This is a genomic window from Enterococcus italicus DSM 15952, assembly GCF_000185365.1.
Lineage (GTDB): Bacteria > Bacillota > Bacilli > Lactobacillales > Enterococcaceae > Enterococcus_G > Enterococcus_G italicus.
The window spans coordinates 249,608-274,700 of sequence record NZ_GL622241.1 but is presented as its reverse complement, the minus strand read 5'-3'; the positions used below and the strand labels follow the sequence as shown (position 1 = coordinate 274,700).

The window sequence follows — 25,093 nt, the reverse complement described above, 5'->3', positions numbered from 1 at the left end:
TGGGGCGCTTACGACATTTCTACAAAAAAATTTTGCGCATCAAACGAAGTACGGAATGTGATCAAGAGGGCTCTTCATGGATTGATAGTACGCGTGCTTATTTCAAAAAAAAACAACTATAGCAATCAGCTTGACTTCCGTGATACTATGTACATAAAACGTTTTCATTTTCGCTTTTTTAATGGGTGGTGTAGAAAGTATGACGAACAAACAAACGTTTCGGGGAGAAATTGTCAGAGAAATTCGCAAACGGCTCAGTATACAGGCTATTATGGTCTCTTTCTTATTATTCATAATGTTGTTAGTATTCTTATTTTCGATTCAGTTTTATCAACTGAATAAAGAAACAACAACGATTGTTTCAGATTTTTCTAATTTAAAGTCAGATGCATTTACTATGTTGGATTCACTGAATGAATCAACTGTTCCAAACTATCTTGCAACAGGGGAAAATGAACGGTATTTGTATCAACAATTTTATGAAAAGGCGTCTTCATTCGGAGACCAATCGGCTTATTTCGTAATGAATGCGAAAGGAAAAACTTTGTTTCAGGCAGGCAACCATGTCGAAGCATTTTCGTCCTATTTTTTGAAAGTGGTTTTGATGAATAACCAGAAAAGGCACCACTTTTTAAAAGTAGTTCAAGGAAAGAATAGTCAACGCTATTTGTTGTTTTTTTCAAGAGTTCCTCAATCGGAGAATTATGCTATCTTTGTAATGAATGGTTCAGGTTTTTCGCCGGTAGGGCTGCAGTATGGTACACAATTTGTTATTGCAGATAACTTTGATAACGTCTATGCCAAGAATACGCAATCCTTCGTAAAAGGGACTATTGAAAAGATTGAGAGTCAAATTATAGCCAAGCAATTATTCTTTTTTGACGGAAAGTTGTATTTGGCTAAGAATGTATTATTAGATGCAAATCTATCCTTGTATACTTTTGTCCAGTCATTTCCATTAAGCGTCTTACTATTATTTGGGCTTCTCAGTGTTGTTTTGGTAACCATTCTTTTATTGTTGCAAGCGAATCATTTGGCGAAAGCAATTGGTGATAAGACCACTCGTGAGATTGGTTTATTAGTTAATGAAACAAGCAAAATTCGCGATGGGGAGAAAAAGAGGCTCTCGGTTCAAACAAATGAGGAATTCCAATATTTGGCTGAGAGTATCAACATGATGGTTGATCGCTTGGATGAAATGAGATTGCAACAGCTAACGCTAGAAAAACAGACAACAATTTTTGAACGTAAAATGTTGGAAGCACAGTTTAATCCTCATTTTTTATACAATACGCTAGAAAATATTCGTATTATGATTCAGATTGATCCGCCACTTGCGGATAAACTAATCCTTTCACTGAATCGAGTGTTACGTTATAGCATCGATTACAAGCAAGCTGAAACAACACTAGAAAGTGATTTAGAAATTATTGATGAATTTCTAAAAGTAAATGCGGTTCGTTTTGAAAAATTACGTTATCAGATTCATATAGCATCTTGTTTAAAGCAGATTTCAGTTCCAAGATTATTTTTATTGCCACTTATAGAAAATTCGTTAAAGTACGGAATGAAGAAACGGAGCGATTTGACTATCACAATAAACTGCTATTGTCATGGAGATCAACTTATTTTTTCAGTTGAAGATAATGGGCCAGGTTTCACCAAGGAAACCATAGCCAATTTAACAAAGAAAAAATATAAGGACCAGACCCATCACGGTTTGGAAAATAGTCTACGGCGTTTGCGCTTATTTTTTCCAGAAGCGAAACTGACGATTGAGAGTGTCGAAGAGGGTTCCAAAGTGCGATTTACTGTCATGGGGGAGAAAAATGTATAAATTACTAATTGTTGAAGATGAACATTTTATTCGGCGCTATTTGACCAATGCATTAGATTATCAAGAATTAAATATTACTTCTATTGTCTCTGCAGAAAATGGATTAGAAGGGGTAGCGAAGATTACTGAATTTCAGCCAGATATCGTTTTAACTGATATTACGATGCCAGTAATGGATGCTTTTGAAATGTTTGAAAAAACCAGTCAATATACGTATCAAAAAATTATTTTATCCGGCTACAATGATTTTTTAAATGCGAAAGCGGCCATTCATTACGGGGTTCGTGAATTCTTGGTTAAACCCATTGATTTGGTTGAATTACGGAGTTGTTTTGTACAAGTACTTAATGAGATTCAGCAAAATACGTACCGAATTGATACGGACCTAGCGGAAAATAGTGATTTATTGAAGGATGTACGTTATTCCCGCGATGAAATTGTTAGCCAAATTATTGGATATATTCGTATTCATTTTAATGAACGATTTACTGCGAAAGAATTATCGGAGAGCATTGGAATTAGCGAGAGCAACCTATATAAAAAAATGAAAAACCATTTAGGGATTACTTTCAACGACTATGTCAATCGGTATCGTTTAAAAATGGCCATTAATTACTTGATTTCTGATCCAAACCTTCGCATTTATGAAGTAGCTGATTGTGTTGGCTTTGCAGATTATAAATATTTTAACCAAGTATTTAAGAAATACCTTGGAATGACCGTCACTGAATTTAAGGAGAAAATTCCTCATTAATAGAGGATTTTCTCCTTTTTGTATCGAATTCTACCATTTTGAAAACGTTTTACATAAAGTATGATAGGTATGTACTAATTAATAGAAAAGACACAGGGGGAATCAAGATGAAGAAAAAGTGGCTTAGTATAGCGATGGTTGGTGTTGCTACGTTAGGGCTGACTGCTTGTGGTAGCAGTAAAGAAAAAAACAGTGGTGACAAAAGTGATTCAAAAAGTGATACGTTAGTTGTTTATTCACCTAATTCTGAAGGACTGATTAAAGCAACGATTCCTTCATTTGAGGAAAAGTATGGAATCAAGGTAGAACTCATCCAAGCTGGAACTGGGGAGTTATTTAAAAAATTAGAATCAGAAAAAGAGAACCCGGTAGCAGATGTGGTTTTTGGCGGTTCATATACCCAATATGCTCAAAGTGGTGCTTTGTTTGAAAAATATGTTGCGAAAGAAAATGACAAAGTTGTGAAGGAATATCAAAATACAACAGGTTATTCAACACCATACACACTAGATGGCTCAGTGCTGATTGTTAATCCTGATTTAACAAAAGGAATGACAATTGAAGGATATAGTGATTTGCTAAATGATGATTTAAAAGGAAAAATAGCGACGGCTGATCCTGCAAATTCATCATCTGCCTTTTCTCAATTGACGAATATGCTAGCTGCAGAAGGTGGCTATGATAATGATAAAGCTTGGAGTTATGTCAAAGACTTATTTACGTTAATTGATGGAAAAATTTCATCTAGTTCTTCGAATGTATATAAAACAGTCGCAGATGGCGAAATGGCTGTGGGGTTATCTTATGAAGATCCTTCTGTCCAATTGTTAAATGATGGTGCGAATGTAAAAGTGGTCTATCCTAAAGAAGGCACGGTTTTCTTGCCAGCTAGTGCAGCTATTATTAAAAATGCAAAAAATATGGACAATGCAAAGAAATTTATTGACTATTTAGTGACAAAGGATGTACAAGACACATTGGGAACGACAACAACCAATCGGCCGGTACGCGAAGATGCAAAAACATCAGAAAATATGAAACCATTGTCTGAAATTAAAACGATCACCGAAGATTATGATTACGTGATTAAACATAAAGATGAGATTATTAGTAAATATAATGAAATATTTGTTGAAACACAATCGAAGTAATTGGAGACTGTGATATCTCTAGCCATCCTAGAACTGTGGAGTTTTTCTCTAGGGTGGCTTTATTAGCTATTAATTATTTTTAATTTTAAATGAGGTGAAGACAATGAGTGATATTAAAATTAATCATGCAAAGAAAATTTACAACGATATACCTGTCATTGAAAACTTAAATTTAACTATTCCTGATGGCTCTTTGTTTACCTTGCTTGGTCCTTCTGGTTGTGGAAAAACGACATTGTTACGGATGATTGCTGGGTTTAATTCCATTGAAGGTGGAGACTTTTATTTTGGTGACAATCGTATTAACAATATGGAACCGTCTAAAAGAAATATTGGGATGGTTTTTCAAAATTATGCGATTTTTCCACACCTCACGGTTAAAGAAAACGTCGCTTTTGGATTAAAGCAGAAAAAGGTTGCTAAGCAAACGTTAGAAAAAGAAACGAACAAATATCTCCAATTAATGCAAATTGACCAGTTTCAAGATCGTAAGCCAGATCAACTTTCAGGTGGTCAGCAACAAAGGGTAGCACTTGCGCGCGCCCTTGCAGTCAATCCAGATGTATTGTTAATGGACGAACCGTTAAGTAATCTTGATGCGAAATTACGAGTAGATATGCGGCAAGCCATTCGGGAAATCCAACATGAAGTAGGAATTACAACCGTTTATGTTACCCATGATCAGGAGGAAGCGATGGCTATTTCCGATGCTATTGCGGTCATGAATCAAGGAAAGATTCAACAGGTTGGTAGACCGAAAGAATTGTATCATCGACCTGCTAATGAGTTTGTTGCTACTTTTATTGGTCGTACCAATATTTTAGATGCACAGTTAATCCATGATAATGGGCAAACCTATTTGCGTTTTGACTCAAATTACCAACTATCTTTTGAAGCCTTATCGGAGGTTCCTGAACAGTCTGTTCGCGTCAGCATTCGTCCAGAGGAACTGATTCGTGCGGAGGATGGTCCAATCGAGGCAACGATTGTGGATAGCTTGTATTTGGGTATGAACACGGAATATATCGTAAACATTCCTTTTGCAAATAAAGTACAGGTTAGTGAAGAATCTACATTTATGGAGGACTTAGGGGCCGGCGATAAAATCAATTTAGCAATGAATGCTCAAAAACTAAATGTTTTTTCAGCTGATGGGCAAACCAATCTTTTGGAGGTGAAATAGATGAATGAACGACGCCGATTTAATATTTGGACTGCATCATCTTTCATTATATTCATTACATATGTCTTGTTTCTCGTCTATCCGATTGTTACGATTTTAGGACAAGCAGTTTTTGAAGAAGGGAAATTTCATTTAAACAATTTCACTGCCTTCTTTTCTAAAAGTTATTATTTTTCTACCTTATTAAATAGCTTTAAGGTCTCAATTGTTGCAACATTTTTTTCCCTATTATTAGGAACAGTATTGGCTTACTTTTTCTCAATGTATCATTTTAAAGGAAAGAAATTTTTGCAGATTTTAATTATCATCGCATCCATGTCGGCACCATTTGTGGGTGCATACTCTTGGATTTTGCTTCTTGGTCGGAATGGAGTAGTTACGAAATTTTTGATGAAGTCTCTTGGATTACCACAAATCGACATTTACGGTTTTTCTGGAATCGTATTGGTGTTTACCTTACAATTGTTTCCTCTAGTTTTTCTCTATTTAAATGGTGCATTTAAATCCATTGATAACTCTGTTTTAGAAGCAGCAGAAAGTATGGGAAGTAAAGGCATTAGTCGTTTCTTCAAAGTTGTCTTACCTTTGTTAACTCCTACTTTGTTAGCTTCAGCACTTCTTGTTTTTATGCGTGCCTTTTCAGACTTTGGTACTCCAATGTTAATTGGTGAAGGGTATCGAACATTTCCAGTTTTGATTTACTCTCAGTTCATTAGTGAAGTAGGAGGAAATGCTGCTTTTGCATCTGCTTTGGCGATTATTGCGATCATCATTGCGTTGAGTATCTTCTTAATTCAAAAGTTTGTAGCAGGAAAATTTTCATTCAGCATGAATGCTCTTCACCCTGTCGAACCGAAAAAAGTCGGTCGAGGAAAAACTATATTTTTGTATTTTCTTGTATATGGGGTCGTTTTTTTGGCAATATCTCCTCAACTATACTTGATTTATACTTCATTCTTAAAAACTTCAGGAATGGTATTTGTTCCAGGGTATTCTCTTAATAGTTATGTGGAAGCATTTGATCGAATGGGTTCGGCCATTTTCAATACTATTCGTATTCCATTTATTGCGCTAGTACTTGTTGTAATTTTTGCAATCTTTATTTCTTATTTGGCAGTTCGTAAAAGAAATTTCTTTACTTCTATCATCGATAGCTTGAGTATGATTCCTTATATTGTACCAGGAACCGTTATGGGGATTGCCTTTATTACTTCTTTTAACACTGGAATTGGTGGTAGTGGTTTCTTAGCAATTACTGGGACTGCCTTTATCATGATTGTTTCACTTGCTGTTCGACGTTTACCGTATACCATTCGTTCATCTGTTGCTAGCTTACAACAAATTTCTCCTTCAATAGAAGAAGCTGCAGAAAGTTTAGGATCAAGTCGTTTAAATACTTTTTTTAGAATTACAGTCCCAATGATGGCGTCAGGAATTATTTCGGGAGCAATTCTGTCATGGGTAACGATGATCTCTGAATTATCCACCTCTATTTTGTTATACAATATACGTACGCGTACGATGACTGTCGCAATCTATACTGAAGTTATTAGAGGAAATTACGGTATTGCTGCAGCATTATCGACAATTTTGACGGCCTTAACAGTTGTATCCCTGTTATTATTCATGAAAATTTCGAAAAGTGGCGATATTACACTTTAAGATAAGGAAAAAACTCTTTTTTGAAGAAATAGGAGCAGCTGTTCGTTCATTATCTGTCAATAAACAAGAATTAAAAGAGTGGCTTAATTTTTTTAAAGCCCCTATATGCTGACCCACATGGGTAAGATGACAATCGTTTATTTCACACGATTGTCATCTTTTTTTTGATTGTTTGTCTTTGAGTGACTTTTGGCGTGTTATACTTTCATAAAGGACAATGGTTTATTTTGGACGGTGGAATACGCATCATGCGCTGTTAACTGGCTATAGAAGAAAGGATGATGGCTGATGAATTGGGAAAAACTGTTTGCGGCGATTATATTGCAAAGAGGGTATGACTATTACTGTGAGAAGGCAGTCGAATTACTTGATGTGAATGAAAGTGAAGTTCATGCGGAAGTGATTGGCTCGGATGAATATGAAGTCACCATTTCTTTTTTAAATGGGCAGGTAGCGGAGATGGCTTGTTCTTGTCCCTATGCTCAAGGTGGCAAACATTGTAAACATATGGCAGCTGTCTTGTTTGAATGGTCGGAGCAGTCTAGTGACAATGAATCGTCGGCTAGTGACCAATTTGCAACACTAATCAATCCAATGGAAAGTCAGCAATCTTCTACCAACCATTTCGAGGAAATTGAAGAATTGGTGGAAAAAGCAGATATAAATTATGTGCGCTCATTTTTAAAAACGATTTTGAAGGAGGACGACAGGTGGTTTCTTCGTTTTCAAAATGTGTTAAAGATGGAAAATGATGAAGTCGATTTGACTTATTATTCGTTGATTATTGAAGAGATTGTTGCTCAATTTTCGGGATATGATGATTTCATTGATTATAATGATGCGAGCGAATTTGCGTCGGAATTAGAGGATTTTCTTGCGGATGATGTGACCGACTTGCTGAATCGTGGCTATTACCAAGAAGCTTTCGAGGTAGCTAGTCAGATTTTTGTTCTAATTGGCAATGTGGATATCGACGATTCAGATGGTGAGGTAGGAATGCTAGCTGAAGACATTTATCAATTTTGGCAACGATTGCTACGTGAAGCAAATTTGGAAGCGAAACAAATGATGTTTACTTGGTTTGTTTCGAATTTGGACGGTACGATTGTGGATTATCTAGAAGAATATATTGAACGCATTCTCTTTGAAGCATTTGATGAGCCTGTTTTTATCCAAGAAAAATTGATTTTTGCCAGAGAAAAACTTGCGTATATCAATCAGAAAAAGAATGATTGGAGTCGTGAATACCATGTTGGAAAATGGGCTTCTTATTATCTAGCATTATTAAGCAAAAGCGATGATCAAGAAAGCCAACAAGAACTTGCCAGAATCTATCGTACGTATTGGTCGAATACAGACGTGCGAAAATTTGCGATCAATCAATGTATTGAGGAAAAAGATTACCAGCGAGCACTTGAGATTTTGGATGAGTCCATGCAGGTGGATCAAGAAAAACGAAATACGTTAGCAGAGTATAGCAGACAGAAAAAAGCTATTTATCAATTGCAAGGCAATCGACCAGCCTATCTTGATCAATTATGGGAGTTATTATTGAAATATACTCCTGGTGACTTAGATGTGTATCATGAGTTGAAAGAACAATATTCTACGGCAGAATGGGCGACGGAGCGAGAAAGAGTCTTTCAACAATTGTCTGCATCTGCTCAAGTTGCGAAGATGTACCAAGAAGAGGGACTTAAGGATCGTTTATTGGCGTATGTAATCAAGTATCCGGGTCTTGATGCGGTCTCGTGCTATGAAGATGAGTTAAAAGTAGAGTATTCGAGTCAGTTACTCGCGAAGTACCGAAAGGAACTAGAGCAAGCTGCAGTTTACACGAGCAATCGAAAGCAATATGCCATGTATGTTACCATTTTAAGAAGGATGAAGAAACTAGCTGGAGGATCAAAAGTAGTGGATAGCATCATCGAAACATGGCGGAAAGACTACAAAAATCGACGTGCAATGATGGATGAACTACGGAAGATTTGAGAAGGGAATTGGTAACTATTGCGTCGCTCATTTGGTGGAAGTGAAAAATTCCATGGTTCAGTGATTGACCACGTCAGGACGACTAAGAAACGGGTCTCTCGAGAAGTGGCTCAGCTAGGGCAAGAATTGACACAGTTATCAGAAATTTTTGGCAAAAAATATGGCAAATGTAGTTCTCGTGTTTGATTGGGATACGTACTGGGCAGTGGAATACACAAGTGGGCCGAATCAGGATTTGTATTATGTGGATCAAATCCATCAATATTATCGCTACTTCTATGAACGAAATATCGTTATCGAGATGGTCGCACCGGTTTGTTAGAGGGTATGAAGCCATCGAGCAGTTTTAATACAAGCGGTTTGTCACGACTATATGAGCGGTATCATAGACCATTCGTAAAGGCGGCTATCCTGGACCGTTCCGAAAACTAGCAGGCAGCTGGATGGAAGAAATTGACGCCTTGGAGCCGAATCTACATTATTGGTCGATATCATTCATTTAAAAACTGCGAAAGCTTGGGTGATTATACTTCTAATTTCTATCCAGCCAACCGGTAGCAACCAAAAACACTTATGGCAAAGGGCAAGTGCATTGGTACACAATGAGATACGGATTCGTTGGCAACAATTTAGGATCAGGCAGTGGATGTTGATAAATTAAGTGTCTGTCTTGGTACCAAGTTAGAAGTTACTGAGAGTATTCCTAAAAAATCTATTGGTTGGCATGATTTACTAATTGGAAAAATCATGGAAAATGACCTCAAATTAATCAGTACGAAACGTATCTTTTTAAAAATGCAAATGAGTGAAAAGTTACGGAGTAATTGAAATTGAAAAAAGCTTAATTTTGATGGGATCATTCATCTATGAGAAAGCTGTTATTATGTGCATATTTATTTTAGCTAATGCAAGGCATCAAAACTTCTCCAAAATCCTCGTCAGGTCAGTCATCATAGTTTCTTGGTGCCAAGTGGCTTCGTCAAAGGTTAACCAGCGAGACAAGACGTGGATAATGCCAGCTGCGATAAAGGTAATTTCGGCAACACTATATAGGTCATTGCTTGCTAATTGTTCTTCACGGGCGACTTCTTCAAAGATAGCCTTATCTAGTTTGTTGACCATAGTGCCATCTGCTTGTTCGCCAAAAAACAGCTTAACCAAGTCGCGTTTCTCTGCAGCAAAGGTAACGATTTGTTGTGAGAGAGCCGTATAGTCTACCGCCTGAATCTCTTGATAGGATTCTTCTAGTAAGCGAACGACATCACTGATGAGTTCTTCGCCAAGTTGTTCATACACATCAAAAACGTCTTTGAAATGTAAATAAAACGTGCTACGGCTACAATCTGCCGCTTGAATGACTTCGGTCACGGTAATTTTGCTGAGTTCTTTTTTTGATAGTTTATCTAATACGACTTGTTGCATGGCATAGCGGGTCTTTTTTATTCTACGATCCATGAGTATGCTCCTATTTTTGGACAATTTCTGTATAAGTGTCCATTTATGGACAAAATAGTTGATATTGACGCGTGTGATTTTTGATAAGTTTATTATAATTTGATTTATCAAATAGAACAAACAATAGGAGGAATTCGATGAGTTATCGTTATGCCACGATGGATGATTTACCAGAAATTTTACCATTGATTTCAAAATCATTTATCGATTACCCAGTATATGCCATTGCTTTTCAGGAGAAATTTCAGTCACGAAAGCAGTACTTTTCGTTTTTACATAAGATGCATCGGGTGGAAATTACACCGTATATTCAGCAAAGACTTTGTTATGTGGCGGTGGTGGAAGGGAAGATTGTCGCGGCTGCACTCGTAAAGTCGCCACATTTTCGACCAACAAGTTGGTTAAATGCTATTAAAGCGGGGGTGTTAAGCTTGGTGACGAGTTTTTGGAGTCGGAATATAGCTAAGCTCCTTCAGTTTTTGTCGCTTGCTAAGAAAGATTGTCAACACCGTTTCTCGAATCATTCGTGGTATTTAGAGATGTTAGCTGTGAGTGAAAAGATGCAAGGAAGAGAGTCGGGACCCGCTTTATTGAAGAATTTATCGTGCCAGAAATCAAGCGCCAACATGGCAAACAATTGTTTTTAATTACCAATACAAAGCAAAACTGTGCGTTCTATCGTAAAAATAAATTTCAGCAGTTTTCGCACAAAATTCACCTATTGAACCGGCAACCTTTAGAAAATTGGAGTTTTGTGCGAACATTGTCGTAAAAAGAAGAGGCTGAAACAAAATTAGCTACAAAAAAGACCAGTAAGTCCAAAAGTGTGAAAAATAACTTGCGGATTTACTGGTCTTTTTATTTGAGGCTGAACAATTCTGTCTCAGCCTCAAGCTTTAGCTTAATGCAAGGTGTGATTTGTTTCAATCGGAATGGCAATACTAAATGAAGTTCCTTCGGGTGAAGATTCCAGCTTAAGTAGCCAGTCGTTCTTTTTGATGATTGATTGGACAATAAAGAGTCCTAGACCAGTACCACCTTCTGTCGATTTTGTTGTAAAAAAGGGAGTGAAGATTTTTGCTTGAATGTCTTTACTAATTCCTGGCCCATTATCACTAATTGTAAATTGGATGTGTTCTTTATTGATATGTTGGTGTGAATAGTTCGTATACGTTTTTATTTTTTTAGGATTTGCTAGGTCAATCGTGACTTGAATTGTGCCACCTTGTTTAGAAGCCTGCATGGAATTGATGATAAGATTATAAATAATCATTTGGATTTCATCGGCATCAGCGAGAATTTCTGCATCAAAATGACGAATCATTGTTAATTTCATCGTTCGTGGCATCAAGATTGTCATCGTGTTAACGGAATCTTGGACAATAGTGGACAAGTAAAATGCGTCTCGCTCAGTCAAGCTCACTTTAGAAAAATTCAGTACCCGCTTTGATAAGTCATGTCCTTTTTGGGCAGCTATATAGATTTCCATTAATTCTTCATACAATTCAGGATTGTCATTATACTCTTCTAGCAATAATTCAATATTACCTAGTAACGGTGTTAAAAAGTTATTAAGATCATGGACGATGGAAGTAGTCAATAAACCAATGATTTCTAATTTAGATTCTTGCAGTAAATTTTTTTCTAATTCATATTTGGACTCTTGGTGCGATTTCTGGGACAAGAGTTTTTGGTTTTCAAGCGAAAATTTTTCTCGTCTTATAATATTTTTCATATTAAGATACAATAAGAAGACAACGATAGTAAAAATACTTAGCACACCAATCCCTATAATAAATTCTTGCTTTAAGACTGCATTATGGCGATTGAATTCGGTGCTGCTTGCGACGACCCATTTTTGGTTGCCAATTGTAATCCATTGGTATGCGGCAATTTTTAAGACGCGATTTAATTTTTTACTTGTCCACCAGTAAGAATAATACGTTAATGTGCCAGACTGATGGGTCAGTTGCTGTTGCTCGAGCCTCTCTAAGTCATTATAATTCAAATCAGGATACAACTGCTTACGCCCGGTAATAATGTTTAGTCCGATTTGCTCAGCAGAGGGATGCATAATGACTTTCATTTCTTTGTTTTTAACCATTGTGTACCCGTTGTACTCATTATTAAGCGTCGCATCTTCAATGGTTCGGTAGATAGCATCGAGGTTGATCGGAGCTACTAAAACGGCGGTCAATTGTCCGTTTTCATCATAGATGGGTTGATAGAGGTTTAAAAAGGCTTTATTTTTATAAAAATAAACTGTACCATTCTCATAAGATGCAGTTGTTAATTCTTTGTTTAACAGCGTATCTTTTTGTACCAAATCAAGGGAATCAATGATTGCTTTACTAGAACTTACTTCTAAAGATGCGCTCGTGTCCTTTAGTGGAATCAAGAATAATGACTGAAATTTTGTATCCTTTGTGAGCAAATTCTCTAATTGTTCTTGAATGATTGCTTGTTGTCCTTTAGAATTATAGACAAGTCCTACTTGTTGTAAAATTTCTTTTTGGTCATCTATTGATGATTGGATCAAAAGGGTGGCTGCTTTATTAATTTTCATGAGTTGAGATTGACCAAAATCTAAAGCGTATTCTTTGCTTTGTTTGTAGCTGTAGTATATCCCAAAGAATCCTATTATCGTGATAGTAATAATTACTATCAGTCCGATATTTAGCCATTTTAATGATTTTTTTTTCATAAAATTCTCTCTTTCCGAAGATAGAATCGAACAATAATGGAGGTACAAAAATGAAAGATCAAAAAGTATTAGTTGTTGATGATGATCCTGCAATCCGACGCTTGATATGGAAATCACTGCAATCGACCGGTCTGCTTATTTATCAAAGTGAGTCCGTAGAAGCCACTGTAGATATCATCTCACGAGTAAAGTTTGATTTGTTTTTATTGGATATTAGTTTGGAGTATGAAAATGATGGCTATCATTTGGCTCAGCTCATCCGCGAACAATTTCCCAGTGTCCCTATCTTGATTTTGAGTGGCAAAACATCAGAAACAGATATTATCACTGGCCTGGAAATGGGCGCGGATATGTATTTGACGAAACCTTTTAAGCCTGCCATTATTCGTGCTCAGGTCTTGTCCTCGCTAAGACGTTCGAAGGTGATCCATCAAGCCAATCAGCAAGTGAAACAAAATGAAATCTTACTTGGAAGATTCCGCTTAAATTTAAATCAGTATCAATTTTTTAAAGATGATCAATTGGTCGCACTGTCATCTAAAGAAACACAATTGTTGCAATTTTTTATGGAAAATCCAAATCAAGTCTTTACGAAAGACCAGATTTACGCCCATGTGTGGAATGATGGAGATACTGATGCAAATACAATTATGGTATTCATCAATCATCTCAGAAATAAGATTGAAGATACACCTAAAGATGTGAAATATTTAAAAAATGTCTGGGGTATCGGCTATGCCTTTTACCCTGAAGGAAGCTAAAAAATTCCTTCAAGCATGGCAAAAAAGATACCTAACGAAAGTAAGTCAGCTGCTCCGCCAGGACTTAGATGACGTTCTGTCAACAATAAATCATACTCTTTTAATTCATGAACGAATTGGTCAGATGACAAGTTTTGTTCGTGAATTTGTCTTGTTTCTTCTTGGATTTTCTCTAGGGCGGATACTCCACCACGATGAATGATATTTGTATCTTCTAGCTGCGTCATTAAAAAAATTAAACTACGTAATAAAAAAAGCTCATCAATTGAATGGGCTTTTTTTCGCATGTAAGGAAGTAATACATTCTTTAAGGCGGGGTAGCCATTAGCAGCCTCGCCTCGTACACCAGTAATCCCTTTTTTTATAAACAGTTTCTCGCCGTTTGAAAGCACGTTTTTTTCTGAGAGATTCGTTAAGTCTTGGTCGATTAAATGGCTAGTCATTTCGGATGCGATTGTTAAAACAGCATCTGTATCTTGCGTAGTAAAAGGAAAAGAGGCGTTAGTTTTTAGGTGATAGCCAATCGCACCGAGTAATACTGCAAACGAAAAATTGGCTCCTTTATGGGTATTAATTTGTTCAGTGGCAGTAAGCATTGCTTTTTCTGCTACCGAGCCAATTGTTCGTTCTTTTTCAAATAGCGCTTTTAATGAGTCATTATGCAGATAGCCTTCTTCGAGATAGCGATAGAAGTAGGGGCTTAAAGCTTGGATGCTTTTAATGAAAGTGAAAAAGTCCATATCATCATGCGCCCCATTTGTATAACGATCAACCAGTCCAGGTTTCGGAGAAATAGCGACTTCATAAATTAGAGCAGTCTGGGCTAGGGTGGCGATGTGCTGAAGTTGGCTAATCAATTTTTCGTTTCTCCATTTCTTTTAAGATAAATTCTAAGGAGCGTGTTAAGTGCTCATGGGTAATGAGTGTGATTTGCTCGATATTGTTTGTACACATGCCTCGATAAATAAGCCAATGCTCTTCTAAAGCGATACTTCTACGAGCAGATGCGCGTATCGCAATATCACGAAAATAAACCAAATATGTTTGCAAATCTAAGACAATCGATTTTAGTCTAGGCATTTGACTTTTTTCGTAGATAAAGGCATTAAAATCAGAAAAATTCTTTAGCAATAAGTCGACTTGATCTGTTTTATTGTATACTTCGCCTCGCTCAAGCAATTCTCGTAACTCTTTAAAATCTTCTTCGGTCATCAATTTCATCGCTTTGATAGTAGCTAGAGTATCTAGTGATTTGCGGATTTCATAGATTTCATAAGCATCTTTGATTCCAATTCCTTTTACGACCATGCCAATTCTAGGGACATGCTGAACCAATTGCTCTTCAACAAGAGCTTTCATCGCAATTCGGATGGGAGTTCGACTAATATTTAATTCATCTGAAAATTCTTTTTCATTGATTCGTTCGCCAGCTGGAATCTCGCCAAGAATGATTGTCTTTCTAAATGCCTCATAAACGGCAATTTTTAGTGGTTTATTTTCCGTTAAATCTAAATTTTTCTTAACTGCTGTTATGATGGGATTCATCTTTATCCATCCTTTCAATTTTTGGTAAAGGTAATAAAACTTTTCGAAACAAATTTATGATTATTCATTCACAAAATAAAATTCTAGCATATGCAAAACTAAATGAGTTAGTTTTATTTTACACTGAATAGGTTACAGGTTCAAAATTATTTTTGTGATTTGATTGAAAGAAAGAAGAATATCAGAATGATTTATGTATTTTAAGAGGAAAGTGTTTAAAGACGGCTCAATGCATAGTAACTACGTTCGTTTTTTGCATAAAAAAAGCACCGGAAATATGAAGTGATTTTCAAAAAGTTAACGTATCGTGCGAACTTTTGAAAATTATTTCAATATTTCCGACGCCTATCAGTTATGTTTTTATTGTGGAATGTATAGAGGCATATGACCTAATAGTACAATTGTTACCACAAAGATAACGAAAATTCCTAACGCATATTTAGCAGATTCTTTTTGCCATTGTCCCATATCTAATCCAGTCAATCTTAATAGGAGATAGATAAAGGCTACTAGTGGGCTAAGTAAATGGAATGCTTGTCCCATTAAAGATGCAAGAGCCATAGACATATTATCAAATCCATACGAACGACCAGCTTCAGCTAAGACTGGCATTACACCGAAGTAGAAGCCATCATTTGAAATAAAGAATGTTCCTGGAGCTGAGATTAAAGCAATAACAAGCCCCCATGCACCAGCTAATTGTTTTGGAATTATGTCAACAAAGCTATTTGCTAAGGCTTCTGCCATTCCTGAACCTTGGAATAAGCCCATGAATACCCCAGCGGCAAATACTAAAATAACTACTTGAACGGCATCTCCGCCGTTGGCACCAATCCGAGATGATTGATCTTTTAGTTTTGGATAGTTGACCATCAATGCAATACATGTACCGATTAAGAATAAGAATAAAGGTGGCATTTCTACCCAAGCAGGTAAGCCTAATTGTTCAACAAATGAGCTTAAGACTAACCAACCAATTAAGACTAAAGTTAAGATTCCATTAAATGCAAAATTTTTCGGACGACGAATTTCGATTAATTCTGGATCGGTAACAGTAGTCATCGCATCGATTTCTTCATCTGTTAGATGACTAATACCTAACCGTGCTCTTTCTTTTTTACCCATACGGTAAGCAACAAAGAATATTACATAAAGAACAGATAGAATCATACCTGGTAATAGATAGGAAAGAATATCAGCACCGACATTTAATACTGCCATGGCACGCGCAGTAGGCCCACCCCAAGGCAATAGGTTCATAATTGTGTTTTGTAAAATAATCAAGACACCTAAGTTCATGACGTTCATGTTTAATTTTTTGTAGATAGGTAAGAAAGCAGAAATACAAATTAATGTTGTGGTTGTTCCATCACCATTTAAAGATACAGCAGCTGCAACAACAGCCGTCGCCATTAAGACCTTCATTGGGTCACCTTTAGCGAAGTGAATCATTTTACGAGTGATAGGATCGAACAACCCTGCGTCGAGCATAATAGAGAAATAAAGAATAGCAAAAAGCAACATGATACCTGTTTTTGATGTGGTAGCAATACCATCTAAAATAAAGTTCCCTAGATTAACTTCTGGAACCGTGCCGTCTGTGCCGGCAGGAGGACTAGCAACACCTGTAAATATTGCAATCAATGTGAAAAATAGTGGAATGACTACTAATGCTGTAAATGGAGATAGCTTTTTCTTCATGATGACGTACATGAAGACGATAATCATTGCGTAAGCAAGAATCGTTAATAACATTTTTTCCATCCTTTCTTAAAACCCATAATTTTTGTAACTGACGACAGGAACTTTTTGGATGCACCCATTGTTCTATAACAAATGAATCCTGTCTCTTTTTTACACCCTTAGAATAAATAAAAAAAAGAAAATATGAATATGAAAGCGGATAAAAAAACAAAAAAAGAACAATAATAAATCTGTTTCTTAGCGGATACTTAAATAAATATTAATAAAATATTAACGAATGGAAAATGTTGGTTTTAAGGTACTCAGAGAAATATTTTCAGGTTGACAAAAATAAAAAAACATTAAAAAACCAATTAATATCAACGTTTTGACTATAATTTTCTTCTGCGAAAAATTATAATAGAGTGGTAATGAACAAGAAGAAAGGAGAGTCAATATGGGATGGTTTGAGTCGCTCTTTAAGAAGAAAGATACAACTGAGAAAATCGATTTCAATAACGAACAGTCAAATTCTACTAATTCAATAGTACAGATTGAAGATGACTGGGAAGTACTGCCAGAGTTTGTTGAAGTTGATTCAGCGGATTATCCTTTAGTGTCTGCTATTGCCACTAGTATTGCAGCAAATGACCGACCTAAGAGTCAGTTTGTTATCAAACGCATTTTGCAACGTAATGAGGAAGTTAAAACTGTTTCGATTATTGCGGCAAGTATTGCCGCAACTAATCCGACAAATAACCAATTAGTTGTTCGGAGCATTGCAAGAAAAAAAGGAAAGTAAGGATGGAGGATTATTATGTTAAGAAAGTTCAAAATTGCAATTGATGGAAAAGAATATTTAGTAGAAATGGAAGAAATTGGTGGCGTACCACAACCAGCTGCTCCACAACCAGTTGCAGCACCGGCAGCCGTAGAAACTCCTAAGGTTGAAGAAGCCGCTCCTGTACAAGCTGTGTCAGAACCGGCTGGAGCAGATGCACTAACTGCACCAATGCCAGGAACTATTTTAAAAATTATGGTTAACATTGGCGATTCAGTGACAGAAAACCAACCATTAATGATTTTAGAAGCTATGAAAATGGAAAATGAAGTAGTAGCAAATAAAGCAGGAAAAATTACAGGTATTCATGTAAACCAAGGTCAAGTTGTTAATCCTGGTGATGCATTGATTACAATTAATTAATTTGAGAAGGAAGTGAATTGAGTGGATACATTAATCCAAGGAGTGATTGGACTAGGTCAAGAACCAGGTCGAATCGTTATGATGGTCATCGGGGGCGTTTTGATGTACCTCGGTATCAAAAAAGAGTATGAACCAACGCTATTAGTACCAATGGGATTAGGAACAATATTGGTGAACTTTCCAGATACAGGTGTATTAAGTGCTGGAGGCGAAGCTGGACCATTCCAAGTATTATTTGATGCAGGGATTTCAACAGAATTATTTCCGTTATTATTATTTATAGGAATTGGTGCAATGATTGATTTTGGTCCATTGCTACAAAACCCATTCTTGTTGATGTTTGGTGCAGCAGCGCAGTTTGGTATTTTCTTTACTATTATTCTAGCAATTGTTTTAGGCTTTGATATGAATGACGCTGCGTCAATCGGTATTATTGGTGCCGCAGATGGACCAACTTCTATTTTCGTAGCCAATACACTGAATTCTAAGTATATGGGAGCTATCATGGTTGCTGCTTATTCCTACATGGCACTTGTGCCAATTATCCAACCAGTAGCAATCAAAGCAGTCACAACGAAAAAGGAACGCCAAATTCGTATGAACTACCGTGCTGGTGAAGTTTCTCAAACGGCAAAAATCCTATTCCCAATTGTTATTACGATTGTTGCAGGATTGATTGCTCCAGTTTCTTTACCGTTAGTTGGTTTCTTAATGTTTGGTAACTTGCTACGTGAATGTGGTGTGTTGGATCGCTTGTCATTATCTGCTCAAAACGAGTTAGTAAATGTGATTAGTATTCTTTTAGGTTTAACCGTATCCGTTAAGATGCAATATGCAGAGTTCTTGAAATTTGATACATTAATCGTCATCGGACTAGGACTAGTTGCTTTCGTAATGGACTCTATCGGTGGAGTATTATTTGCCAAATTCCTAAATCTATTTAGAAAAGAAAAAATCAATCCTATGATTGGTGCTGCAGGAATTTCAGCATTCCCAATGTCAAGTCGTGTTATTCAAAAAATGGCAACCGAAGAAGATCCTCAAAACTTTATTTTAATGCATGCTGCAGGTGCGAATGTGTCTGGTCAAATTGCTTCAGTTATTGCTGGTGGTTTATTACTAGCATTTCTAGTCTGAGTAAGGAAAGGAAGTTAGTATGAATATTAATTTAGAAGATTTAAAACAATCATTTGAACTATTGCTTATGGGATGGGGCGGCGTATTTTTTGTTCTCTTTCTAATCTATTTAGCTTCAAAAGGATTAGCAAAGCTATTTCCACCGAAAAAGTAAGGAGTGTTTCCTTTGTACGAAGTAAGAAGAATCTGGATCAATCAAGATAAGCACATGTATGCCTTGTGGAAAGACCTAATCCAAAAAGCGGGTCTCTCTCCAGATGAAGAGGTTGATTATACTGTCGGTGTTTTTATTGGAGAAAAATTGGTTGCGACAGGGTCATATCAAGAGAATATCCTTAAATGCCTAGTCGTCTGTAAGGAATATCAATCTGAAAATTTTCTCACTAAACTAGTGGTTCACTTACTTGGTGAGCTACAGATGAAGGGAATAACGCATACTTTTGTCTATACAAAGCCAGGAAATAAAGCAATCTTTTATTCTTTAGGTTTTAGGGAAATACTTTCGACTGAGACGGTGCTTTTTATGGAACAAGGAACACCAAATCTTTCTTCTTATTTGAGTATGTTATCAAAGTTAAACCATTCAGAAAATGCAAGTGCTATTGTTATGAATGCGAATCCTTTTACAAAGGGACACTTATTTTTAGTTCAACAAGCAGCTAAGGTGAGTTCGCATGTGTATGTTTTTGTTTTATCAGAAAATCGGTCAGAATTTTCTTTTACTGATCGGCTAGCCATGGTTAAAGCGGGTGTCAGTCAGATAGCAAATGTAACAGTGGTGCCGACCGAAAACTATATCGTTTCCTCCTTAACGTTTCCAACGTACTTTTTAAAAGACCAGGCACCACTCGAATTAGCTAGAATACAGGCGAAAGTTGATGCACTACTATTTAAAGAAAAAATTGCCCCACGTTTAAGTATTACTAAACGTTTTGTAGGTGAAGAGCCGTATTCTGAAGTAACAGAAGTGTACAATCAAGCGATGAAGGAAGTGTTCAACAATGAGATAGACTTGATTGTTCTACCAAGATTGGCAATTGAAGGCAATATTGTCAGTGCTACAAAAGTTCGTGAAGCACTAAAACAAAAAAATCAAGCATTATTGAAACAATTTTTACCAGAATCAAGTTATGACTATTTAAAAAAGAAATTTAGAGGTGAATGAATGTGGAAATAATCAAAACAGCTGTTGCTGGAACTGTTGAATCTAGTGACATCATGATAACTATTGAACCAACACAATCCAACACAATCGAAATTGATCTTGAAAGTAGTGTAGAAAAGCAATTTGGTCGCCAAATTCGTCAAATGATTGAAACGACTTTAGCCAATCTCAAAGTAAATTCAGCAAAAGTTACCGCAGTGGATAAAGGCGCCTTAGATTGTGCGATTCAAGCTCGTACAATTACTGCTGTGTATCGTGCTGCAGAACAAGAAAACTTTGATTGGAAGGAGATAGACTCATGGAACGCTTAAGAAGAACAATGATGTTTGTACCTGGTGCGAATGCTGCGATGTTGAGAGATGCTGCATTGTATGGAGCAGATTCGATTATGTTTGACCTTGAGGATGCAGTATCTTTAAAGGAAAAAGACTCAGCTCGTATGCTTGTTCACTTTGCTTTACGCACATTTGATTATGGAGCAGTGGAAACAGTGGTCCGAATCAATGCTTTGGATGCTGGTGGGGCTCAAGATGTCGAAGCGATGGTGCTTGCAGGTGCAAACGTCATTCGGTTACCAAAGACGGAAACAGCTCAAGATATTATTGACGTTGACCAAGTCATTACAAAAGTCGAAAAAGAAAATGGCATTGAATTAGGTACAACCAAAATGATGGCTGCCATTGAATCTGCTGAAGGTGTGCTAAATGCACGTGATATTGCAACTTCTTCTGATCGCTTGATTGGGATTGCTTTAGGGGCAGAAGATTATGTGACAAACATGAAGACTCGTCGCTTTCCAGATGGACAAGAGTTATTTTTTGCTCGTAGCATGATTATCCATTCAGCTAGAGCAGCTGGCATCGCTGCGATTGATACTGTTTACTCTGATGTCGATAATGTTGAAGGTTTCCAAAATGAAGTGAAGAAAATTAAACAATTAGGATTTGACGGTAAATCAGTCATCAATCCTCGCCAAATACCACTAGTCAATGAAATCTATCGTCCAACAGATAAAGAAATCCAAAATGCGAAAGAAGTTATCTGGGGAATTCGTGAAGCAGAAGCAAAAGGTTCAGGTGTTATTTCTGTTAATGGTAAGATGGTTGATAAACCAATTGTCGAACGAGCACAACGCGTAATTGCCTTGGCAATTGCTGCGAAAATGATTACGGAGGAGGAAATTTAATCATGGTGATGAATAAAGCAGGTCGCGATATCCCAAAAGAATATGCAGACCAATTTGGTATTTATGAAGGGGAACTTGCGCATATTTCGGATTACCAAGAGGCAAGTCGGACCATTAAACCGGTAAAACCCCGTGATGAAAAATTAGTTGGTTCGATTCGTGAAGCAATTGAAAAGACAGGATTAACAGATGGCATGACGATTTCTTTCCACCATCATTTTCGTGAAGGTGACTTCGTTATGAATATGGTTTTAGAAGAAATAGCAAAAATGGGGATTAAAAATATCTCGATTGCACCAAGTTCAATTGCCAATGTTCATGAACCTTTAATTGATCATATCAAAAATGGCGTTGTGACGAACATCACTTCTTCTGGTTTACGTGATAAAGTGGGTGCCGCTATCTCTGAAGGAATCATGGAAAATCCAGTTGTCATTCGTTCTCATGGTGGTCGCGCACGTGCGATTGCTGCTGGCGATGTCCATATTGATGTTGCTTTTTTAGGAGCACCAAGCTCGGATGAATATGGCAATGCCAACGGAACAAAAGGAAAAGCTACTTGTGGTTCACTAGGTTATGCCATGATTGATGCCAAGTATGCTGATCAAGTAGTCATTATTACAGATACATTGGTACCATATCCAAATACACCAATCAGTATTCCTCAAACTGATGTAGACTATGTCGTCGTAGTCGACGCCATCGGAGATCCAAAAGGAATCGCAAAAGGTGCTACTCGCTTTACCAAAAATCCTAAAGAATTAATCATTGCAGAATACGCATCAAAAGTAATCACAAATTCTCCTTATTATAAAGAAGGTTTCTCTTTCCAAACTGGGACAGGTGGTGCTGCATTAGCGGTTACTCGCTTCATGAGAGAGCAAATGATTAAAGACAATATCAAAGCTCGTTTTGCATTAGGTGGGATTACCAATGCGATGGTTGAACTATTACAAGAAGGTCTAGTGGAAAAAATCATTGACGTTCAAGACTTTGATCATCCGTCTGCTGTTTCCCTAGGTGAACATGCAGATCATTATGAGATTGATGCCAATATGTATGCTTCACCATTTAGCAAAGGTGCAGTAATTAATCAATTAGATACTGCTATTTTATCAGCGTTGGAAGTCGATACTGATTTTAACGTCAATGTTATGACTGGTTCCGATGGTGTGATTCGCGGTGCTTCAGGTGGTCACTCTGATACAAGTATGGCATGTAAAATGAGTTTGGTCATTTCACCACTAGTGAGAGGAAGAATTCCTACATTCGTTGAACACGTAAACACAGTCGTTACACCAGGAAGCAGTGTGGATATTGTCGTTACTGAAATTGGTATTGCAATCAATCCTTTAAGAGAAGATTTGGTTGAACACTTTAAAGTGATTGATATTCCACAGTTTACAATTAAAGAACTACAAGAAAAAGCTTACAGCATTGTTGGTACTCCAGATCCAATTCAATATGGTGATAAAGTCGTTGCGTTAATTGAATACCGTGATGGTAGCTTGATTGATGTAGTTAGAAATGTATAATACCATTTTTGATGGCGAGCAAGTCACTCTAATCGAGATGCTAGATGCTCGTGAAGAGCGCCTGGCTACACAAAAAAAGATGCTTTCAAACAAGGATGAACGCTTGATTTGCGCGACGATGAATATTCCTGGTCCAATAAAAAGTTCACCAATTTTGGTAGATGTTTTCTCTAAAATTGTTGAACAAGTGAAACAACAAGTCAGTAATAGTAAAGGGAAAGAGCTCTCTTTTTATTCGAAAAAAACCGGTCCAGAGTATTATTTTACTTGCTCACTCGATCCGGTCGAATTGAAGAAGCAAATGGTGTCGATAGAAGAGACACATCCGTACGGTCGCTTGGTGGATTTAGATGTTCATTGGCTTCAAGGTGGAACGATTGCAGCAATTAGTAGAGCTGACTTAGACTTGCGTAAACGGCGATGCTTAGTGTGTCGGAAAGATGCGAAAGAATGCGGACGTGCAAGAGTTCATTCTATTGTTGAAATGCAAGAAAAAATTAGTCAAATTATTCAAAATGGAGGGGAGTGCAAGGATGAACAAAAAAATTCGCTTTATGGAAACCGTGCTACGTGATGGACAACAAAGCTTAATTGCAACACGTATGCCAACCTCTGATATGTTACCTATCATTCGAACACTGGATGAAGCAGGTTTTTATTCGTTGGAAATGTGGGGAGGCGCCACATTTGATTCTTGCGTACGATTTTTAGATGAGGACCCTTGGGAAAGACTTCGAAGCATTCGCAAAGAAGTAAAGAATACGAAGTTACAAATGTTGTTGCGTGGTCAAAATTTATTGGGTTATCGTCATTATGCAGATGATGTGGTCAAAGAATTTGTCGAAAAATCCGTTCAGAACGGGATTGACATTATTCGCGTTTTCGATGCCTTAAATGATACTCGTAACTTACAAACAGCTATTACAACAGCCAAAGAAGCTGGAGGTCATTGTCAAACAGCAATCTCTTACACAACAAGTTCGATTCATACCGTAGACTATTTTGTTCATTTAGCGAAAGAAATGGAACAGACTGGTGCGGATTCGATTTGTATTAAGGATATGGCTGGCGTATTGACTCCAGAAACAGGCTTTGAGCTAGTAAGTCGGATCAAAGACGCCATTTCACTACCTCTAGAAGTACACACCCATGCGACTAGTGGCATTTCTGAAATGACTTATTTAAAGGTAGCTGAAGCCGGAGCAGATATTATCGATACTGCCATTTCTTCCTTTGCTGGTGGAACAAGTCAACCTGCGACTGAATCAGTCTCGATTGCACTTGAAGGATTAGGATTTGATACAGGTTTGGATTTATCAAAACTTAGTCAAATTGCTGAATACTTTAATCCAATTCGTGATCGTTTCCGTAATGAAGGAATCTTGAATCCTAAGGTAAAAGACATCGAACCAAAAACATTAATTTATCAAGTTCCTGGTGGTATGTTGTCAAATTTACTTAGTCAATTGACAGAACAAGGAATGCAAGACAAATATGACGAAGTATTAGCTGAAGTACCTAAAGTTCGTGCCGATTTAGGCTATCCTCCATTAGTGACACCTTTATCACAAATGGTAGGGACACAAGCGTTAATGAACGTTATATCGGGTGAGCGCTACAAATTAATCCCAAATGAAATCAAAGACTATGTCAGAGGTCAATATGGGCAGTCACCAGCACCGATTTCTGATGAGATTCGAGAAAAAATAATTGGCAATGATGAAGTCATTACTTGTCGTCCGGCTGATCTCTTGAAGCCTGAACTTAACGTATTAAGAGAAGAAATCAAAGATTATGCTAAATCAGAGGAAGATGTTTTACTTTATGCCATGTTTCCTAAACAAGGTCGAGATTTCTTGGGTCGACGTGAAGATCCATTTTACGATGTGCCCGTCCAAGAAGTTAGTGTCAAAATAGATTTTTCTTAAGATTCTTTGTATAGAATCTGCAAATAATAGAACTATATAAGAGTACTTCGCAATGACTCTAACATGGTAGCTTGATCTCTTACCATGTTAGAGTCATTGCGTTAAGTACTTTTTTTTTCACGCATTTTTTAGAAATTAATAGAGACAAAAATTCAGCAGAAGAAAAAAATCTACCTAAAATTGCAGATAAACTGTTTATTTCTGATTATCC

Annotated in this window: 26 protein-coding genes; 21 read left to right on the top strand and 5 right to left on the bottom strand. The window is 36.9% G+C overall.

Annotated features, from left to right (window positions below):
- Positions 1-199 precede the first annotated feature (199 nt).
- From HMPREF9088_RS01320 to HMPREF9088_RS12205, 9 genes are all read left to right on the top strand, one after another.
- The gene (locus HMPREF9088_RS01320; protein WP_040366039.1) at positions 200-1,837 is read left to right on the top strand and encodes a sensor histidine kinase; all 1,638 of its coding nucleotides are present in this window, start codon (positions 200-202) and stop codon (positions 1,835-1,837) included.
- Positions 1,830-2,591 (top strand): response regulator transcription factor, encoded by a 762-nt coding sequence (locus tag HMPREF9088_RS01315; RefSeq protein ID WP_007207297.1) that lies wholly within the window; start codon positions 1,830-1,832, stop codon positions 2,589-2,591. The genes HMPREF9088_RS01320 and HMPREF9088_RS01315 overlap by 8 nt, the downstream gene beginning before the upstream one ends.
- A 107-nt stretch (positions 2,592-2,698) precedes the next feature.
- On the top strand, positions 2,699-3,742 hold the full coding sequence (locus HMPREF9088_RS01310; RefSeq protein WP_040366038.1) for an extracellular solute-binding protein: 1,044 nt from the start codon (positions 2,699-2,701) through the stop codon (positions 3,740-3,742).
- A gap of 103 nt (positions 3,743-3,845) precedes the next feature.
- Complete coding sequence (locus HMPREF9088_RS01305; RefSeq protein WP_007207295.1) at positions 3,846-4,925, top strand: ABC transporter ATP-binding protein; 1,080 nt, start codon at positions 3,846-3,848, stop codon at positions 4,923-4,925.
- Positions 4,926-6,587, top strand: coding sequence for an ABC transporter permease (locus tag HMPREF9088_RS01300; protein ID WP_007207294.1), 1,662 nt, complete (start codon positions 4,926-4,928; stop codon positions 6,585-6,587).
- Positions 6,588-6,875: 288 nt separating this feature from the next.
- Complete coding sequence (locus tag HMPREF9088_RS01295) at positions 6,876-8,579, top strand: SWIM zinc finger family protein (RefSeq protein WP_007207293.1); 1,704 nt, start codon at positions 6,876-6,878, stop codon at positions 8,577-8,579.
- 60 nt (positions 8,580-8,639) lie between these two features.
- Positions 8,640-8,765, top strand: a complete 126-nt coding sequence (locus HMPREF9088_RS12630) for a hypothetical protein (RefSeq protein WP_420889673.1) — start codon at positions 8,640-8,642, stop codon at positions 8,763-8,765.
- Entirely contained in the window at positions 8,740-8,901 is a 162-nt protein-coding gene (locus HMPREF9088_RS11860) for a beta-galactosidase trimerization domain-containing protein (protein ID WP_143139686.1), read from the top strand. The genes HMPREF9088_RS12630 and HMPREF9088_RS11860 overlap by 26 nt, the downstream gene beginning before the upstream one ends.
- Before the next feature lie 320 nt (positions 8,902-9,221).
- The gene (locus HMPREF9088_RS12205; RefSeq protein ID WP_007207290.1) at positions 9,222-9,407 is read left to right on the top strand and encodes a hypothetical protein; all 186 of its coding nucleotides are present in this window, start codon (positions 9,222-9,224) and stop codon (positions 9,405-9,407) included.
- A gap of 87 nt (positions 9,408-9,494) precedes the next feature.
- Here HMPREF9088_RS12205 and HMPREF9088_RS01285 read toward each other — a convergent pair whose 3' ends face one another.
- Complete coding sequence (locus HMPREF9088_RS01285) at positions 9,495-10,034, bottom strand: TetR/AcrR family transcriptional regulator (RefSeq protein WP_007207289.1); 540 nt, start codon at positions 10,032-10,034, stop codon at positions 9,495-9,497.
- Between the two features lie 137 nt (positions 10,035-10,171).
- On the opposite strand from HMPREF9088_RS01285, the gene HMPREF9088_RS01280 reads away from it, so the two are divergent.
- On the top strand, positions 10,172-10,681 hold the full coding sequence (locus HMPREF9088_RS01280) for a hypothetical protein (RefSeq protein ID WP_040366033.1): 510 nt from the start codon (positions 10,172-10,174) through the stop codon (positions 10,679-10,681).
- A gap of 254 nt (positions 10,682-10,935) precedes the next feature.
- On the opposite strand, the gene HMPREF9088_RS01275 is transcribed toward HMPREF9088_RS01280, so the two are convergent.
- The gene (locus HMPREF9088_RS01275) at positions 10,936-12,738 is read right to left on the bottom strand and encodes a sensor histidine kinase (protein WP_007207286.1); all 1,803 of its coding nucleotides are present in this window, start codon (positions 12,736-12,738) and stop codon (positions 10,936-10,938) included.
- A 50-nt stretch (positions 12,739-12,788) separates the two neighbouring features.
- Here HMPREF9088_RS01275 and HMPREF9088_RS01270 point away from each other — a divergent pair, with 50 nt between their 5' ends.
- Positions 12,789-13,499 carry a response regulator transcription factor gene (locus tag HMPREF9088_RS01270; RefSeq protein ID WP_007207285.1) on the top strand — a complete coding sequence of 237 codons (711 nt, stop codon included), beginning with the start codon at positions 12,789-12,791 and terminating at the stop codon, positions 13,497-13,499.
- On the opposite strand, the gene citG is transcribed toward HMPREF9088_RS01270, so the two are convergent.
- The 3 genes from citG to HMPREF9088_RS01255 form a co-directional block, all read right to left on the bottom strand.
- Positions 13,496-14,356 carry a triphosphoribosyl-dephospho-CoA synthase CitG gene (gene citG / locus HMPREF9088_RS01265; protein ID WP_007207284.1) on the bottom strand — a complete coding sequence of 287 codons (861 nt, stop codon included), beginning with the start codon at positions 14,354-14,356 and terminating at the stop codon, positions 13,496-13,498. The genes HMPREF9088_RS01270 and citG overlap by 4 nt on opposite strands.
- Positions 14,349-15,044, bottom strand: coding sequence for a GntR family transcriptional regulator (locus HMPREF9088_RS01260; protein WP_007207283.1), 696 nt, complete (start codon positions 15,042-15,044; stop codon positions 14,349-14,351). The genes citG and HMPREF9088_RS01260 overlap by 8 nt, the downstream gene beginning before the upstream one ends.
- Positions 15,045-15,404: 360 nt before the next feature.
- On the bottom strand, positions 15,405-16,799 hold the full coding sequence (locus HMPREF9088_RS01255) for a CitMHS family transporter (RefSeq protein WP_040366032.1): 1,395 nt from the start codon (positions 16,797-16,799) through the stop codon (positions 15,405-15,407).
- 385 nt (positions 16,800-17,184) lie between these two features.
- On the opposite strand from HMPREF9088_RS01255, the gene HMPREF9088_RS01250 reads away from it, so the two are divergent.
- Genes HMPREF9088_RS01250 through HMPREF9088_RS01210 form a run of 10 tightly spaced genes read left to right on the top strand, consistent with a single transcriptional unit; the run spans position 17,185 to position 24,882 of the window.
- Positions 17,185-17,529: a hypothetical protein gene (locus tag HMPREF9088_RS01250; RefSeq protein WP_007207281.1), complete on the top strand. Its 345-nt coding sequence runs from the start codon at positions 17,185-17,187 to the stop codon at positions 17,527-17,529.
- A gap of 15 nt (positions 17,530-17,544) precedes the next feature.
- Entirely contained in the window at positions 17,545-17,931 is a 387-nt protein-coding gene (locus HMPREF9088_RS01245; RefSeq protein ID WP_007207280.1) for an acetyl-CoA carboxylase biotin carboxyl carrier protein subunit, read from the top strand.
- A gap of 21 nt (positions 17,932-17,952) precedes the next feature.
- A complete protein-coding gene (locus tag HMPREF9088_RS01240) occupies positions 17,953-19,068 on the top strand; it encodes a sodium ion-translocating decarboxylase subunit beta (RefSeq protein ID WP_007207279.1) in 1,116 nt (371 codons plus the stop codon).
- Positions 19,069-19,087: 19 nt separating this feature from the next.
- The gene (locus tag HMPREF9088_RS12515) at positions 19,088-19,222 is read left to right on the top strand and encodes an OadG-related small transporter subunit (protein ID WP_007207278.1); all 135 of its coding nucleotides are present in this window, start codon (positions 19,088-19,090) and stop codon (positions 19,220-19,222) included.
- Positions 19,223-19,225: 3 nt separating this feature from the next.
- Positions 19,226-20,233 (top strand): [citrate (pro-3S)-lyase] ligase, encoded by a 1,008-nt coding sequence (gene citC, locus HMPREF9088_RS01235; protein ID WP_007207277.1) that lies wholly within the window; start codon positions 19,226-19,228, stop codon positions 20,231-20,233.
- A 2-nt stretch (positions 20,234-20,235) separates the two neighbouring features.
- Entirely contained in the window at positions 20,236-20,544 is a 309-nt protein-coding gene (gene citD / locus HMPREF9088_RS01230; protein WP_040367106.1) for a citrate lyase acyl carrier protein, read from the top strand.
- The gene (gene citE / locus HMPREF9088_RS01225; RefSeq protein WP_007207275.1) at positions 20,532-21,419 is read left to right on the top strand and encodes a citrate (pro-3S)-lyase subunit beta; all 888 of its coding nucleotides are present in this window, start codon (positions 20,532-20,534) and stop codon (positions 21,417-21,419) included. The genes citD and citE overlap by 13 nt, the downstream gene beginning before the upstream one ends.
- A gap of 2 nt (positions 21,420-21,421) precedes the next feature.
- Complete coding sequence (gene citF / locus HMPREF9088_RS01220) at positions 21,422-22,954, top strand: citrate lyase subunit alpha (protein ID WP_007207274.1); 1,533 nt, start codon at positions 21,422-21,424, stop codon at positions 22,952-22,954.
- Positions 22,947-23,528 carry a citrate lyase holo-[acyl-carrier protein] synthase gene (gene citX / locus HMPREF9088_RS01215; protein ID WP_007207273.1) on the top strand — a complete coding sequence of 194 codons (582 nt, stop codon included), beginning with the start codon at positions 22,947-22,949 and terminating at the stop codon, positions 23,526-23,528. Before citF ends, citX begins: the two co-directional genes overlap by 8 nt.
- On the top strand, positions 23,488-24,882 hold the full coding sequence (locus tag HMPREF9088_RS01210) for an oxaloacetate decarboxylase subunit alpha (protein ID WP_007207272.1): 1,395 nt from the start codon (positions 23,488-23,490) through the stop codon (positions 24,880-24,882). Before citX ends, HMPREF9088_RS01210 begins: the two co-directional genes overlap by 41 nt.
- Positions 24,883-25,093 lie beyond the last annotated feature (211 nt).

What these genes read in the sequence shown, in the direction of transcription:
- HMPREF9088_RS01210 (WP_007207272.1), top strand. Translation starts at nt 23,488, where the DNA reads ATGAACAAAAAAATTCGCTTTATGGAAACCGTGCTACGTGATGGACAA.
- HMPREF9088_RS12515 (WP_007207278.1), top strand. Translation starts at nt 19,088, where the DNA reads ATGAATATTAATTTAGAAGATTTAAAACAATCATTTGAACTATTGCTT.
- HMPREF9088_RS01280 (WP_040366033.1), top strand. Translation starts at nt 10,172, where the DNA reads ATGAGTTATCGTTATGCCACGATGGATGATTTACCAGAAATTTTACCA.
- HMPREF9088_RS01245 (WP_007207280.1), top strand. Translation starts at nt 17,545, where the DNA reads ATGTTAAGAAAGTTCAAAATTGCAATTGATGGAAAAGAATATTTAGTA.
- HMPREF9088_RS01295 (WP_007207293.1), top strand. Translation starts at nt 6,876, where the DNA reads ATGAATTGGGAAAAACTGTTTGCGGCGATTATATTGCAAAGAGGGTAT.
- citX (WP_007207273.1), top strand. Translation starts at nt 22,947, where the DNA reads ATGTATAATACCATTTTTGATGGCGAGCAAGTCACTCTAATCGAGATG.
- HMPREF9088_RS01270 (WP_007207285.1), top strand. Translation starts at nt 12,789, where the DNA reads ATGAAAGATCAAAAAGTATTAGTTGTTGATGATGATCCTGCAATCCGA.
- HMPREF9088_RS01250 (WP_007207281.1), top strand. Translation starts at nt 17,185, where the DNA reads ATGGGATGGTTTGAGTCGCTCTTTAAGAAGAAAGATACAACTGAGAAA.
- HMPREF9088_RS01300 (WP_007207294.1), top strand. Translation starts at nt 4,926, where the DNA reads ATGAATGAACGACGCCGATTTAATATTTGGACTGCATCATCTTTCATT.
- HMPREF9088_RS01310 (WP_040366038.1), top strand. Translation starts at nt 2,699, where the DNA reads ATGAAGAAAAAGTGGCTTAGTATAGCGATGGTTGGTGTTGCTACGTTA.
- HMPREF9088_RS01275 (WP_007207286.1), bottom strand. Translation starts at nt 12,738, where the DNA reads ATGAAAAAAAAATCATTAAAATGGCTAAATATCGGACTGATAGTAATT.
- HMPREF9088_RS01320 (WP_040366039.1), top strand. Translation starts at nt 200, where the DNA reads ATGACGAACAAACAAACGTTTCGGGGAGAAATTGTCAGAGAAATTCGC.
- HMPREF9088_RS11860 (WP_143139686.1), top strand. Translation starts at nt 8,740, where the DNA reads ATGGCAAATGTAGTTCTCGTGTTTGATTGGGATACGTACTGGGCAGTG.
- citF (WP_007207274.1), top strand. Translation starts at nt 21,422, where the DNA reads ATGGTGATGAATAAAGCAGGTCGCGATATCCCAAAAGAATATGCAGAC.
- HMPREF9088_RS01255 (WP_040366032.1), bottom strand. Translation starts at nt 16,799, where the DNA reads ATGTTATTAACGATTCTTGCTTACGCAATGATTATCGTCTTCATGTAC.
- citE (WP_007207275.1), top strand. Translation starts at nt 20,532, where the DNA reads ATGGAACGCTTAAGAAGAACAATGATGTTTGTACCTGGTGCGAATGCT.
- HMPREF9088_RS01260 (WP_007207283.1), bottom strand. Translation starts at nt 15,044, where the DNA reads ATGAATCCCATCATAACAGCAGTTAAGAAAAATTTAGATTTAACGGAA.
- HMPREF9088_RS01305 (WP_007207295.1), top strand. Translation starts at nt 3,846, where the DNA reads ATGAGTGATATTAAAATTAATCATGCAAAGAAAATTTACAACGATATA.
- HMPREF9088_RS01285 (WP_007207289.1), bottom strand. Translation starts at nt 10,034, where the DNA reads ATGGATCGTAGAATAAAAAAGACCCGCTATGCCATGCAACAAGTCGTA.
- HMPREF9088_RS01315 (WP_007207297.1), top strand. Translation starts at nt 1,830, where the DNA reads ATGTATAAATTACTAATTGTTGAAGATGAACATTTTATTCGGCGCTAT.